At 49.8% G+C, this 14,732-nt stretch carries 9 protein-coding genes; 7 read left to right on the top strand and 2 right to left on the bottom strand.

Annotation, left to right across the window (positions count from 1 at the left end; all coding sequences use genetic code 11):
• The first annotated feature begins 147 nt into the window (after positions 1 to 147).
• From WMO41_RS06630 to WMO41_RS06600, 7 genes are all read left to right on the top strand, one after another.
• Positions 148 to 1,059, top strand: a complete 912-nt coding sequence (locus WMO41_RS06630) for a LysR family transcriptional regulator (protein WP_349229067.1) — start codon at positions 148 to 150, stop codon at positions 1,057 to 1,059.
• A gap of 205 nt (positions 1,060 to 1,264) precedes the next feature.
• Complete coding sequence (locus WMO41_RS06625; RefSeq protein ID WP_349229066.1) at positions 1,265 to 4,870, top strand: AMP-binding protein; 3,606 nt, start codon at positions 1,265 to 1,267, stop codon at positions 4,868 to 4,870.
• 208 nt (positions 4,871 to 5,078) lie between these two features.
• On the top strand, positions 5,079 to 5,438 hold the full coding sequence (locus WMO41_RS06620) for a metal-sensing transcriptional repressor (RefSeq protein ID WP_349229097.1): 360 nt from the start codon (positions 5,079 to 5,081) through the stop codon (positions 5,436 to 5,438).
• Between the two features lie 167 nt (positions 5,439 to 5,605).
• Complete coding sequence (locus WMO41_RS06615; RefSeq protein WP_349229065.1) at positions 5,606 to 8,161, top strand: heavy metal translocating P-type ATPase; 2,556 nt, start codon at positions 5,606 to 5,608, stop codon at positions 8,159 to 8,161.
• A gap of 145 nt (positions 8,162 to 8,306) precedes the next feature.
• A complete protein-coding gene (locus tag WMO41_RS06610) occupies positions 8,307 to 8,501 on the top strand; it encodes a hypothetical protein (protein ID WP_349229064.1) in 195 nt (64 codons plus the stop codon).
• Between the two features lie 181 nt (positions 8,502 to 8,682).
• Positions 8,683 to 9,042: a heavy-metal-associated domain-containing protein gene (locus WMO41_RS06605; protein WP_349229063.1), complete on the top strand. Its 360-nt coding sequence runs from the start codon at positions 8,683 to 8,685 to the stop codon at positions 9,040 to 9,042.
• A gap of 19 nt (positions 9,043 to 9,061) precedes the next feature.
• Complete coding sequence (locus WMO41_RS06600; RefSeq protein WP_349229062.1) at positions 9,062 to 10,666, top strand: RNA-binding domain-containing protein; 1,605 nt, start codon at positions 9,062 to 9,064, stop codon at positions 10,664 to 10,666.
• 53 nt (positions 10,667 to 10,719) lie between these two features.
• Here WMO41_RS06600 and WMO41_RS06595 read toward each other — a convergent pair whose 3' ends face one another.
• Together WMO41_RS06595 and WMO41_RS06590 are read right to left on the bottom strand one after the other, a co-directional pair.
• Entirely contained in the window at positions 10,720 to 12,990 is a 2,271-nt protein-coding gene (locus tag WMO41_RS06595) for a glycogen/starch/alpha-glucan phosphorylase (RefSeq protein WP_349229061.1), read from the bottom strand.
• A 154-nt stretch (positions 12,991 to 13,144) separates the two neighbouring features.
• Positions 13,145 to 14,470: an amidohydrolase gene (locus tag WMO41_RS06590; RefSeq protein ID WP_349229060.1), complete on the bottom strand. Its 1,326-nt coding sequence runs from the start codon at positions 14,468 to 14,470 to the stop codon at positions 13,145 to 13,147.
• Between the last annotated feature and the right edge of the window lie 262 nt (positions 14,471 to 14,732).

The raw sequence follows: 14,732 nt of genomic DNA, 5'->3' as shown, positions 1-14,732 counted from the left end.
ATTGAGAATGTTTCTGCGTTTTTTTAAGTTCTTGACATCATTATAACGGGTTCCTATAATAAAGTAAAATTCAAAAAATGGCATTTAACTATAACGAAAATATTATAGTGCACTGCGATTCAATTTTAGGAAAGAGAACGAAAGCATATGATCAATGAACGACTGATTCAGTACCTTCTTGCGGTGGCGGAGGAGCAGAATTTTACGCTGGCCGCTAAGAAACTCTATATTTCCCAGCCTGCCTTAAGCCGCATGATCCTGGATCTGGAGAAAAGCCTTGGCACACCACTGTTTGTGCGGGACCGGGGCAATCTGCATCCGACCCAGGTGGGAGAAATTTACTTAAAGGGGTGCCGGGACGTGCTTGCGGTTTTCCATTCCGTGAACAAGCAGATTTCAGATCTGAGCGGCAGCCGGAGCGGACGCATTGTACTGGGCGTCACGGCAGTAACGGGGGAGTTTTTGCTTCCCCAGATTCTCGATGATTTTGAACGGGAATATCCGCAGGTGGAGCTGATTTTGACAGAAGAAAAGGCGGGGGTGCTGCAGGATCTGGTCAAGAGGGGAAAGACGGATCTGGCGCTCATGTATCAGACAGATCCGGATCTGGAGTGCTATATGATTGCAGAAAATCCGGTTTATGTTCAGGTGCCGCCTGCATTTGCAGAGGAAAAAACAGGATGGAAACCGGGAAAGCAGAATCCGCAGATTGAGGCAGAGGCACTTCAGAATCAGCCCCTTATCCTTCTGAAAAAGGGACGGGGAATGCGGGCGATTGCAGAGCAGTTTCTGAAGCAGTTTTCGATTACACCGGCGCGCATTTTTGAGACAGAAAACATTCACCTGGCCAGCCGTCTGGCGGCGCTGAATCGTGGCTTTACATTCATTCCGGGCATTGCGGTGTCGCCGCTGATGCAGGATGGGCAGAATGCTTATTACTGTCAGGTGAAGGATTATCCCATGAAGCGGAGCCTGTACTGCTGCTATCAGAAGCAGAGTTACCGGACGGAAGCGGAGCAGTATCTGATCAGCCTGATTCAGAAGACGGGGCTGGAGTGAAAGTAGAAATTCGCGCTGGAATGGCTTGCCTGTTGCGAGAAGCAGGGAGATGATCTTCTTTGGTTCAAAAATTCGAACTGGTCAAAAGGTTTACACGAAATAGCTACAGTGTTATATTTGAGACAGATACTTAAAATCTGTCTCATTTTTATTTTGACAAAATGTGACCAGCCGGAGTGGACTCACTCCATGAAAGGGGTATTAAATGATGCTTTACGAAAACACAAGAACCGTTTATGATCTGGTGCACAACGCGGCGGCAGAGCACGGAGACCGTGTGTTTTTACAATATGAAGAAAACGGAATAGTTTTCCGTGTAACTTACAAAGAATTCGCAGACGAGTGTGATGCCATCGCGGTCTGGGCCAGAGAGAAGCGCGCCCAGGTGGGCCATAAGTTAAAGGTGGGTATTCTTGGCGTCAGCAGCCATCATTATCTGGCAGTACTGCTTGGCGTGATGAGCGGCGGCGACACGGGCATTCCGCTGGACGTCCAGCTCAACGCGGAAAAGCTGGCAGACTGTTTAAACCGTTCCGATGTGGATGTGCTGTTTTACGACTGGGATTTCCATCCACTGACCGAGGAAGTGAAGGAGACTTGCCCGGAGGTAGTGGAGTATATTTCCCTGCAGCATGGAAAGCATGTGAACTGCTCTGATAAGATCTTAAAAGCCTATGCGGGACAGCGCGTGGAATCCGACGCGAAGGCAGAGAAGTGTGCCATGATCCTGTTTACTTCCGGCACCACCGGCCGCGGCAAGGGCGTGATGCTGTCTAATGGAAATCTCATGGACAACAATTTCTGTACCACAGACACCAACCACCCTGAGAATGAAATCTACTTGAATGTCCTGCCGATTCATCACGTATTCTGCTTAAATGGTGATGTGTTTACCGTTATGCGCTACGGTGGAATCCTCTGTCTGAACCGGGACATGAAGAAGCTGGCGGAGCACATCTTACTGTTTGAGCCGACGGTGATCCGCATGGTTCCGATGATGGCAAAAGCCCTCTATAACCGCATCGCCATCTTAAACCGGCAGCACCCTGAGGTGCCCATCCGCAAGGTCAAAGAGCAGGTGCTTGGCACCAGGCTTCACAAGATCATCAGCGGCGGCGGCTATCTGGCGCCAGATCTGGCAGCCAATTACCAGCGCCTTGGCATTGCCATTGCCCAGGGCTACGGCATGTCGGAATGTTCCCCGAAAATTTCCTCTCCGGACTGGACAAGACCGGACAAGATTGCCTCGGTGGGACGTATTGTAGACCGCTGTGAGGTGCGTATCGTGGACGGGGAGATTCAGGTCAAGAGCCCGTCTGTCATGATGGGATATTACAAGGAGCCGGACAAGACCGCGGAGGCCATCACACCGGATGGCTGGCTCTGCACGGGGGATATCGGCCATGTGGACGAGGAGGGATTTCTGTACCTGACCGGGCGGAAAAAGAACCTCATTATCTTAAGCAACGGCGAGAATGTGGCGCCGGAGGAGCTGGAAAATCTCTTCGAGGATGAGCGCCTGATTGAGGATATTCTGGTGTACGGCGCGGACGATACCATCTGCGCGGAAGTTTACCCGAACTTTAAGTATGCGGAGGCAGCAAATATCACGGATATTGAGGGAACTGTGACTCAGATCATTAAGAAACATAATGGAGAACTGCCGACGTTCAAGCGCATTATGCGCAGCAGTATCCGCGAAGTCCCATTTGCGAAAACCTCATCCAGAAAAATTATCCGCAACCAGTATCTGGAGGGGAAAAAGCAGGAAGAACAGAAGGAAAAGAATCTTCGCATGCCGGAAACAGCGCTTCAGAAACAGATTTATGAGTGCATTGCGGCTGTGTTGGGACACCGCCGGTTCGGCATTGACACGGAGCTTTACGAGGCAGGACTGGACTCTCTGGGAAGTGTTCTTCTGCTGACAGACCTGTACCAGATCTTAAAGATTTCCATGACGTTAGACGACTTATTACAGCATGCGTCGGTGCTGAAGCTGGAGGCATTTGCGCTGGCGGGTGCTGGTGAAAATAAGGTGGATTACACGGTGCGTCCGGTGTACCCGTTAACCAATCTGCAGCTTTATTTTGCCTATGTGATGCGGGGCAATACCACGGCAAACCTGCCGTTCCTTTACAAACTGGATGCGCGCACGGACCTGCGCCGTTTAAAATTTGCGGTGGAACAGCTCTTTGAGGTGCATCCGGAGTTAAAAGCCATCATCCAGATGGCGGAAGGACGTTACCAGATTTTCCGTGATGATAAGCGAAAGATTGATATTCCAATTGTGAAATTGAGCGATGCCCAGTGGGAGGAAACGAGAAAAGGCCTGCTGTATCCGTACCTTTACGGAGAAGGGGAGAACCTGTTTCACATTGGTATTTACCAGACGGATTCCGCTAATTATTTCTTCTTTGATATTGCCCACATCATGGGGGACGGCATGACCATGAATGTGCTGTTTGAGGATTTAGACCAGCTTTATCTGGGCAAGGCGGTGGAGCCGGAAACCTATACCTTTTATGAGTATATTCTGGATGAAAAAAACCGGGACGCAAGGGGCCTGCGCACCAAAAATGAGGCGTATTTCCAGGGTCTGATGAAAGACTTTAAGGTGCGAAAGAGTATCCTGACCCGGAAGGACTGCTATAGTCTGGAGCATGGTGTGAATGCGGTATTAAAGGACCGGTTTGAGACCCTGAACCGTCGCAATGTAACGGCTTTCTGCCGGAAATACGGCGTGTCTGAGAATGTATTTTTTCTGACTGCCTACAACTTAAGCATCGGCATTTTCAGCGGGGAAAAGGACACGGTTTCCGCCTCCATCCACAGTGGAAGAACCGACAGCCGCTGGAACCGTCTGGCAGGACCGTTGTTTCTGACCTATTTTTTCCGTTGCACGGAAACCACGGATCAGACCGTGCCGGAGCTTCTGAAAGCGAATGGAAAGCAGATCATGGACACCATGCGCTGTTACATATCCAATCTTCATGCCGATGAGATGTTCTTCCAGTATCAGGGAGATATCTTAAACATCGATACCATCGGAGGGTATCCGGCCGAGCGCCAGCATATCCAGCTGGATGCCCTGCCATTCCATCTGCAGGTGTTTACCGATGAGCGGGGATACTACTATGAACTGCGCTACTGGGAGAATCGGTTTGACGCTGCGCAGTTAAGGAATTTCATGATCGTGATGGAGTCCCTGATGGACGCCATGCAGGAGGAAACACTGGTGCGCCGCGTAAACCGCCATCTGCCGGAGAAGCTGTTTCCGCTGCATTACACGATAGGCGTGGAAGCACTCAACCAGGAGGCGAAGGACCAGCTGGTGAGCGGTACCGGGGGCAGCGAAACAATCAAAGTATATGTCTTTGATGAGAACTGCAAAAAGAAGCCATTTGGCGCCTGGGGCAGGCTGTATGTGATGGATCATAAGCCGGCAAAATACCTGGATGAGATCACCAATCCCTATGGCCCGGGAACCCTTTACGACACCGGACGGACCGCAAGAATCCTGCCGGACGGTTCCCTGGATTTCCTGGAACAGGGCGGCAGAACCATCATGCAGGAGGGCATCATGGGACGCCAGTTCCATGATCTGTACCAGCTGGAAACGGTACTGAAACAGGTGCCGGGTGTAGAAGAAGCTGCGGCTTATGTGCGCTATACAGAAGGTAATAAGCTGGTACTGACTGCGGAAGTGAAGGGCACGATGGCGCAGGATGCGGACGCACTGAAGGCGTATGTAGAAGCACAGTGCGGCAAAGCCCACGTGCCGGAGATTCTCTGGAAGCCTTCTAATATTTAGTGATTTCATAAGAAAACCTTATTGAGAAAAAATATCCGGACTGCCTCTTGACAGATCCGGATATTTTTTCTATACTCAATATACCCTATGGGGGTATGTGAAAGGCAAAAACAAAATAGTGTCGGAAGCAGAACTCCCAGGAGAACATCGTTTTACAGAAAGGTGGAATTGCATGGAGCATACAGATAAAAAGGAATGCTGCTGTGGAATGGCAGAGCGTACTGAAGCAGCGAAGCCAGATGCTGCAGAGGAAAAAGCAGAGCACACGGAGAAGAAGCCGTGCTGCTGTCATAAGAAAAAAGAGCGCTCCGAGAAGGAATACAAAGATCTGATCCACCGCTTAAACCGCATTGAAGGGCAGATCCGGGGAATCCGCAACATGGTAGAGCAGGACGCCTACTGTCCGGATATCCTCATTCAGGTGGCTGCGGCCAACGCGGCGCTCAACAGCTTCAACAAGGTGCTTCTGGGAAATCATCTGCGGACCTGTGTGGCGAACGACATCCGTGAGGGCCATGACGAGACCATCGATGAGTTATTGAAGGTATTGCAGAGACTGATGAAGTAAAGGTGAGAACCTTTGCTGCCATGACACAGAAAGCAAGTGGTAGTGAGGAGAGATTTCGAAGCTATGGGCGGCGGATAAGAAAGCAGTATTCCGGGCATGGTAAAGAAGAATGCAATTGGGAAGAAGCAGTTGCAGGGGGAATCGAAAAAGGAGGAAACGACAACAAGATGGAACAGTATACAGTTACCGGCATGAGCTGCGCGGCCTGCAGCAGCCGCGTGGAAAAAGCGGTTTCCAAGGTGCCGGGCGTCACATCCTGCTCAGTCAGCCTGCTGACTAATTCCATGGGCGTGGAGGGCACGGCAGCGGCGGCTGATATCATTAAGGCAGTGCAGGATGCCGGATATGGCGCGTCCGTAAAGGGCGCAGGAAAAGAGGGCAGTGTGCAGGCACAGTCCCTGGATGCGGAGGAAGCGTTAAAGGACCATGAGACTCCGGTCTTAAAGCGCAGACTCTGGTATTCCATTGGATTTTTGATCATTCTCATGTATTTTTCCATGGGACATATGATGTGGGGTTGGCCGCTTCCGGCATTCTTTGACGGAAATCACGTAGCCATGGGCCTGATCCAGCTGATCTTAACGGCTATTGTTATGGTCATCAACCAGAAATTCTTTATCAGCGGCTTTAAGAGTCTGTGGCACAAAGCTCCGAACATGGATACTCTGGTAGCCCTTGGTTCCATGGCGGCATTTGTTTACAGCACCTACGCGCTGTTTGCCATGACCGATGCTCAGGTAAAGGGCAATGCGGATGCCGTTATGAGCTACATGCATGAGTTTTACTTTGAGTCCGCAGCCATGATCCTGACCCTCATCACGGTGGGCAAGATGCTGGAGGCGCGCTCCAAAGGAAAGACTACCGACGCGTTAAAGAGCCTCATGAAGCTGGCTCCGAAGACTGCGGTTGTGGTGCGTGACGGCGAAGAAGTGACCGTTGGCATCGAGCAGGTACAGAAAGGTGATGTATTCGTGGTCCGCCCGGGTGAAAATATCCCGGTGGATGGCGTGGTATTAGAAGGAAGCAGTGCCGTGAACGAGGCGGCCCTCACCGGTGAGAGCATTCCGGTGGATAAGACTGTGGGCGACAGCGTTTCTGCCGCAACGGTGAACCAGTCCGGCTTCATCCGCTGCGAGGCCACCAGAGTTGGAGAAGATACAACCCTGTCCCAGATCATCCAGATGGTCAGCGATGCGGCTGCTACCAAGGCACCAATCGCGAAAGTAGCCGATAAGGTATCTGGCGTATTTGTTCCGACGGTTATCACCATTGCGGTCATCACAACGATTGTATGGCTGCTGGCAGGCCAGAGCGTTGGTTTTGCGCTGGCAAGGGGTATTTCTGTTCTGGTCATCAGCTGTCCGTGCGCACTGGGCCTGGCAACTCCGGTTGCCATTATGGTGGGCAACGGCATGGGCGCAAAGCACGGAATTATGTTTAAGACCGCGGTTTCCTTAGAGGAGGCCGGCAAGATGGATATTGTGGCACTGGATAAGACCGGTACCATCACCAGCGGTGAGCCGAAGGTAACCGATATCATCCTTGCGGAAGCAAAGAGTGAGCGGGAACTTCTGGTACTGGCCTACACCCTGGAGAAAAAGAGTGAGCATCCGCTGGCCCGCGCCATCAACGAGCGCGCCCAGGCAGACGGCATTACCGCCGGTGAGGTGGATGACTTTGCGGCACTTCCGGGTAACGGACTTTCCGGCATTTACGAGGGCAGCGAGCTCTGCGGCGGAAACGCGAACTTTATCAGCAGCGTTGCTGCGGTAGCAGATGAGATTCGCATGAAAGCAGAACAGCTTGCGGAAGCAGGCAAGACCCCGCTGTACTTCAGCCGTGACGGAAAGCTGCTTGGTATTGTTGCGGTGGCAGATGTTATTAAGGAAGACAGCCCGCGCGCCGTCAAAGAACTGCAGAACATGGGCATCCGCGTAGTGATGCTGACTGGAGATAACGAGCGCACCGCGAAAGCCATTGGCGCTCAGGCTGGTGTGGACGAGGTCATCGCAGGCGTGCTTCCGGAAGGAAAAGAGAGCGTGATTCGTTCCCTGAAAGAGCAGGGCAAGGTAGCTATGGTCGGTGACGGCATCAACGATGCTCCGGCCCTGACCCGTGCGGATATCGGCATTGCCATCGGCGCAGGAACCGATATCGCCATTGACGCAGCCGATGTGGTTCTGATGAAGAGCCGTTTAAGCGATGTTCCGGCAGCCATCCGGTTAAGCCGCGCAACACTTCGCAACATCCATGAGAACCTGTTCTGGGCATTTTTCTATAACGTGATCGGTATTCCGTTAGCAGCCGGAATCTGGTATCCGCTGTTTGGACTGAAGTTAAATCCGATGTTCGGCGCGGCAGCCATGAGCCTTTCCAGCTTCTGCGTGGTAACCAATGCCCTGCGTCTGAATCTGTTTAAAATGTATGACGCATCCAAAGACAAGAAGAAAAAACAAAGCAGACCACATGATGGAAATCATGTTGATCATAAAGAGAAAAAGGAGAAGAGTGCTATGACAAAGACTATGAAAATCGAAGGAATGATGTGCGGACATTGTGAGGCCAGAGTGAAAAAAACCCTGGAAGGCATCGATGGCGTAACCGAGGCAGTGGTAAGCCATGAGAAAGGAACCGCAGTTGTAACCCTGGAGAAGGAAGTTGCGGACAGCGTTCTGAAAGAGGCCGTTGAGGCACAGGATTACAAGGTCGTATCCGTACAGTAAACAAGTTGTCTGCAGACGGCTGGATGTGTCCGGGCCAGTGTTGGCGGGACGCAGGCCGGCCGCTACGGCAGAAAAAAGCAGTTGTGGCGTGTCAGCATCGGATAGCAGATGTCCACGCAGCCACAAGAGTATGAAGGAGAAAAAAATGTCACATTCTCAGAATTCTATGGGATATATGGTAGCTCTTTGCATTATCCTGTACATAGTAGGCGTATCCATTTATCTCTTGGTAAAATTTGTAAGAAAGAAATTGGATGAGGCGAGAGACCGCCGGTTCCAGAGAGAACATCAGGCAGCTTCGATGGCAGAAACAGCTAAAGAAAAGCCGGATGAAAAATAAAAATTGAAGGAAAGGTAACTGTTCAGTAGGTCTGCGCATTCACTGCGCTGACCGTATGAAAACATGGGCTTGCAGGCAAAAATCCCATTGCCGAAGGCAATTTTCAATGGATTTTTGCCCGTAACTGTGAGGGTACTGAACAGTTACAAGGAAAGACAGAAAAAGAAGGGAGCAATCAGTCATGACAGACATCATTGTACTTTTAGTCATTGCAGTATTCGTACTTCTTGGTGTAAGATCCACCATCAAGCATTTTAAAGGCGAGGGAGCCTGCTGCGGAGGCGGCGGTGGAAGCCTTCCGCCGGAGGAGAAAAAGCTGGAGAATCCGGTCATCGGAAAGAAAACTGTTAAGATCTCTGGCATGCACTGCGAGCATTGCGTGAACGCAGTTACCGAAGCCATCAACAAGATCGACGGCGCATCCGCCAAGGTCAGCCTGCACGGCAAGAAAGCCGTAGTCAGCTTCGACCGTGAACTGGATGAGGCGGTGCTGAAAAAGGCTATTGAAGATGCAGGATATACCGTAGAGGAAATCAAATAGCAATTACAAAAGCCGGAAAGTGGATTCAAACTGCTTTTCGGCTTTTGTTGTTTCTAAAAAAATTGGTCTGTGTTATACTAAAAAACAAGAAACAATTGAAAAATCGGGTTTTGATAAGGAGGCGACTGAAATGGACACAAGAACTATAAAAACCATATTGGAAATAGGCGAGACCATTGCGGTCGAATTCAAAAGATGTGGAAATGGAATTGAAAGTGATGTATACGAAACAGTATGCTCGTTTTTAAACCGTTTTGGAGGAGATATATTCCTGGGGATTTTGGATGACGGAACCGTTTCTGGCGTGCCGGAAAAGCAGGCTCCAGATATGGTAAAAAATTTTATTAGCTGTATTAGTAATCCTGCCTTGTTTTCACCGACTATTTACCTCAATCCTGAGATTTTGGATTATGAAGGGAAGAAACTCATTCATATACACATTCTTCCAAGTGCGGAAGTACACAGCTACAAAAAAGTAATCTATGATCGTGTAAATGATGCTGACGTGAAAGTTACGGCCACAGCTCAGATTGCTCAGCTGTATATCCGCAAGCAAGAGATTTACACAGAAAAGAAGATTTTTCCATATGTGGGACTGGAAGATTTACGTCTGGACCTGTTGCCAAAACTTCGGATCATGGCGGCGAATAACAGTGGTCAGACACACCCGTGGAGCAGTATGTCAGACGAGGAAGTACTAAAAAGTACAAGATTGTATAGCGTGGACCGTGTCACCGGAGCAAAGGGATACAATTTGGCAGCAGTTATGCTTTTGGGAAAAGATGATGTAATTGCAGATGTGGTACCGGCCTATGTGACGGATGCTTTGCTTCGGAAAGTAAACACCGATCGGTATGATGACCGGGAGATTATCAAAACCAACTTGGTAGAGAGTTATGAACAGCTTATGGAATTTGGCCGGAAGCATCTGCCAGATCGTTTCTTTTTGGAAGAGGACCAGAGGAAGAGTCTTAGAAATATCATTACGCGAGAAATGATAGCCAATACGCTGATTCACCGGGAATATACCAGTTCCTATCAGGCAAAATTTGTAATAGAAAAAGACCGGATGTATGTAGAAAATGCAAATCGTGCTTCACAGCAGGCAGTTCTGACACCGGATGATATCGAACCAAATCCAAAGAATCCGATTATTGCGTCATTTTTTCGGAATATCGGGTATGCGGACCAGCTTGGATCTGGTGTGAGAAATCTGTTTAAATATAGTGAATTTTATTCGGGAAGAGAGCCGGAGTTTGTGGAAGGAGACGTATTTCGGATTATTGTGCCGTTGGATGAAGCGCTGATGAATGAAGAAACCACCCAATCGACCACCCAAGCCACCCAAATTACCCAAGCTTCCACCCAACCACCCAAGCTTCCACCCAACCACCCAAGTTATGGTTCTGATATTCACCCAACTGCTATGATTTCAGGCAGGGATAATACTATAAGGGCAGTTTTGGCAATCATGAAGGAAAAACCAACATCTTCTCAGATGATGATAGCCAGAGAACTTGGCATGAATGTGAATGCATTAAAATATTTAATCCGTAAATTACGTGAAGAGGGAAAAATTGAACGTATTGGGACATCACAAAAGGGAAAGTGGATTGTAAAATAAAACCGAGGAGCCACAGCAGCGGCTCCTCATTTGTTTTTTTTAGTATAGTATTTTTATGAAAGTTTCCAGATCTCTTCATTATACTGCGCAATGGTGCGGTCGGAGGAGAAGAATCCGGCTTTGCTGATGTTGACCAGCATTTTTTTTGCCCACTCGGTACGGTTGGTGTAGGCCGCGTAGGCTTCTTCACGGGTCTTGACATAATCTTCAAAGTCCGGGAAGGTCATGAACCAGTCTTTGTTTAACAGTTCCGCGTAGAGACGTTCCAGATTTTCTTTCTGGCCGATCTTCATCATTTCTTTTCCCACAATGAAATCCACAGCGGCTTTTAAGTCTTTATCCTTCTCGTACCAGTCTTTGGACTTGTAGTCACCACGCTCGTAGCGGGCAATGACGGTCTCGGAGGACTCGCCGAAGGTGAAGATGTTGTCTTTGCCAACCGGTTCGGCAATTTCTACGTTGGCACCGTCCATGGTTCCCAGAGTCAGGGCTCCGTTTAACATGAATTTCATGTTGCCGGTTCCGGATGCCTCCTTGGAAGCCAGGGAAATCTGCTCGGAGATATCACAGGCTGGGATCAGCTTTTCTGCCAGGGTCACATTGTAGTTTTCCACCATAAAAACGTTCAGATGTGGACTTACTTCCGGGTCGTTGTTGATAAGTTCCTGCAAACATAAAATTAAGTGGATAATGTCCTTCGCAATTACGTAAGCCGGGGCAGCTTTTGCGCCAAACAGTACGGTGATTGGCTTTTTCGGAATCTTTCCGGCCTTGATTTCCAGGTATTTGTGAATGACGTAGAGAGCGTTCATCTGCTGGCGTTTGTACTCGTGCAGGCGTTTTACCTGAATGTCGAAAATGGAATCCGGGTTCAGCTCCAGTCCCTGAGTTTCTTTTAAATAAGAGACAAGCTGGTTTTTCTTTTCTGCTTTTACATGCAGAAGCTTTGTGAGCACGGCCGGATCGGATATAGATGCCCCCAGTTTCTCCAGCTCCATGGCATCTTTCTTCCAGCCTTCTCCGATGAGAGAGGTGATGAGGGCGGAAAGCTCCGGATTGCATGCCATGAGCCAGCGGCGGAAGGTGATGCCGTTGGTCTTGTTGTTGAAGCGCTCCGGGTAAAGCTTGTAGAAGTTGTTCAGCTCCGTGTTCTTTAAGATCTCGGTGTGCAGATAAGCCACGCCGTTGACACTGTAGCCGTAATGGATATCCATATGGGCCATGTGTACCAGACCGTTCTGGATAATGTAGGTACTCTCATCTTTTACGGTCGCGCGGATGCGGTTGTCCAGCTCGCGGATGATCGGCATTAACTGCGGAACGGCCTTGTTCAGGAAGGCAATCGGCCATTTCTCCAGTGCCTCTGCCAGAATCGTGTGATTTGTGTAAGCGCACACTTTGGATACGATGGAAATCGCCTCATCCATCAAAATGCCGTGCTGGCCCAGCAGACGGATCAGCTCCGGGATTACCATGGACGGGTGGGTGTCGTTGATCTGAACAGCAGCGTAGTCAGCCAGGTCGTGCAGGTTGGAGCCGCGGGCGATGCACTCGTCCAGAATCAGCTGGGCGGCGTTACTGACCATGAAATACTGCTGGTACACACGCAGCAGACGTCCCTTGTCATCGGAGTCATCCGGGTAGAGGAACAGAGTCAGGTTCTTCTCAATTTCGGTTTTGTCAAAATCGATGCCGTCTTTCACGATGCTCTCATCTACAGATTCCAGGTCGAACAGACGCAGGCGGGTGGAGTGGTTGTCGTAGCCGGTCACATCCAGGTCATAGAGACGGGAAGTTACGGTAAACCCGCCGAAGGGAACCTGATAGCTGGTCTCAGTTTTCGTCAGCCAGCTTTCATTTTCAATCCATGGGTTCGGGGTCTCCTGCTGGAGATGCTTCTTGTCAAAAACCTGTTTGAACAGACCATAATGATAGTTTAAGCCAACACCGTCACCGTTTAAGCCCAGGGTGGCGATGGAATCCACAAAGCAGGCAGCCAGACGTCCCAGGCCGCCGTTGCCAAGGGATGGCTCCGGCTCCAGTTCCTCGATTTCGGCAAGGCTCTTGCCTGCGGCAGCCAGTTCTTTTTTTACTTCATCGTAAAGACCCAAGTTGATGAGGTTGTTGGAGAGCAGCTTACCAATCAGAAACTCAGCGGAAATATAGTAGAGCTTGCGCTTACTGGTGGTTTTGGAGGCGGAAACAGTTTCTTTCTCTTTTGCCAGTTCTTTTACCTGCTCTAACAGGCTGATATAAATCTCCTCGTTGGTGCAGGAAGCCAGCGGCTTTTTATATTTTTCTTTTACTGCTTTTGTCAGATTCATAGTAATAGAAACTCCTTTCCCTGAAGTGTGATGAATCACAGAAATAAAAACTGTTTATATTATAACAAAGTCGGTCAGTGTTGTGCAAGGTTTACAGGCAGAGGATTTGAAAATAGTCGTAACTGTTCAGTACCCTCACAGTTACAAAATTAGATTAAAAATCCCCGGGTTTTACAGAGTCGGGAAGCATGGAGTGGTAATTGCGTTTCCCCTTCACGGCCCGGTAATTTTCCTGAATCTGTTCACAGAGTTCAGGGCTTTCATACAGCTTTTTTGCAGCCGCAAACAGAATCCGCGCCGCGTAGTGCATCCCTTTATGGGCCAGAGGGCTCTTTCCCTGGGCAACGATCTGCCAGGTGTGGAGAGCACAGCCGGTGGCTTCGGTAGCCACACCGATGAGTCCAGTGGGAATCTGCCAGCTCACATCGCCGACATCGGTGCTGCCAAGATTGATGGTCTGGTCGGCAGGGAGAATGTTGGTGTCGATGGAAGAGGAGTTTTCATCAGCAGCAAACTGAGCCGCATACGCATAATCCGCCTCCGTATACTCTGGTTTTTCCGCCTTCTGCATGGCTTCCATCATCAGTTTTTCCATAGCCGGAACGGACAGCAGATCCGCATAGGCACTGACGGTCCGGTAAGAAACTTTAGTTCCTGTCATGAGTGCAGCGCCCTTTGCCACATCACCTACCCGCTCATAAAGTTCAGCTACATAAGCGCTTTCCGGGGCGCGCAGGGCATAGAGCAGGGTGGCGGAAGCCGGGACAATGTTTGGTGCGTCACCGCCGTCATTTAAGTAGGCGTAATGCATGCGGGCATCACTTTTTACATGCTCCCGCAGGTAGTTCACACCCACGTTCATAAGCTCACAGGCATCTAACGCAGAGCGGCCAAGCTCCGGATGAGCGGCAGCGTGGGCACTTTTTCCGGTAAAGTCGAAGATGACACGGACATTGGCCAGAGCCTCTTTGATCAGTCCGGTTTTGGAACCCGGGTGCCAGGCCAGGGCAAAGTCCAGGCCGTCAAAGCAGCCGGAGCGGGTTAAGAATGCTTTTCCGGCGCCGCCTTCCTCTGCCGGACAGCCAAAGTAGATTATGGTTCCTTCTGAATGGGTCTGCAGGAGCCAGTCACGGATGAGACAGGCCGCCTCCATGGTGCCGGTTCCCAGAAGATTGTGGCCGCAGCCATGACCTGCCGCACTGGGGCGGTCCGCCTGCTTTTCAGGAACATCAGCTGTCTGGTTCATGCGGGGCAGTGCGTCAAATTCTCCCAAAAGCCCGATGACCGGATGACCGGAACCGAAACTGGCAGAAAACGCGGTGGCAATGCCGCCGAGATTCCGGGTTACGGTAAACCCTTCTTTTTCCAGAAAATCAGCCTGCAGGGCGCTGGAGCGGAACTCCTGGTAACGGGTTTCTGCAAATTCCCAGATCTGGTCGCTGATGGATGTAAACTGTTGTTCAAAATTCTGCTTATTCATATGAAATGAAATCCTCCCATGATATGGATTGGATCAATGAATCCTGTCCATGAAAAATATCTGATCAGAATTCAGGTCGCATGGCATCATCATAGCACATTTTTCTGTTTCCTACATTAGATTCTGTGAGAAATCGGCCGGGTACATGATTTCCTGTGATAATCCTGTGATAATTAAGTCATATGACGTTTACAGAACACGAAAAAATTGATAAAATATAATGATAATCAGAAAATAAGTCAGGCAAGCTATAAAAATGTAC

Origin of the sequence: Ventrimonas faecis, assembly GCF_040096075.1 — a bacterium.
In the GTDB taxonomy this organism is placed as follows: Bacteria; Bacillota; Clostridia; order Lachnospirales; family Lachnospiraceae; genus Brotaphodocola; species Brotaphodocola faecis.
The sequence above is the reverse complement of the archived record's forward strand: the minus strand, read 5'-3'. Positions and strand labels throughout refer to the sequence as shown.

Bases quoted from the DNA above. Each gene is read 5' to 3' on its own strand.
- WMO41_RS06615 (WP_349229065.1), top strand. From the start codon at position 5,606: ATGGAACAGTATACAGTTACCGGCATGAGCTGCGCGGCCTGCAGCAGC.
- WMO41_RS06605 (WP_349229063.1), top strand. From the start codon at position 8,683: ATGACAGACATCATTGTACTTTTAGTCATTGCAGTATTCGTACTTCTT.
- WMO41_RS06630 (WP_349229067.1), top strand. From the start codon at position 148: ATGATCAATGAACGACTGATTCAGTACCTTCTTGCGGTGGCGGAGGAG.
- WMO41_RS06610 (WP_349229064.1), top strand. From the start codon at position 8,307: ATGTCACATTCTCAGAATTCTATGGGATATATGGTAGCTCTTTGCATT.
- WMO41_RS06590 (WP_349229060.1), bottom strand. From the start codon at position 14,470: ATGAATAAGCAGAATTTTGAACAACAGTTTACATCCATCAGCGACCAG.
- WMO41_RS06625 (WP_349229066.1), top strand. From the start codon at position 1,265: ATGATGCTTTACGAAAACACAAGAACCGTTTATGATCTGGTGCACAAC.
- WMO41_RS06595 (WP_349229061.1), bottom strand. From the start codon at position 12,990: ATGAATCTGACAAAAGCAGTAAAAGAAAAATATAAAAAGCCGCTGGCT.
- WMO41_RS06620 (WP_349229097.1), top strand. From the start codon at position 5,079: ATGGCAGAGCGTACTGAAGCAGCGAAGCCAGATGCTGCAGAGGAAAAA.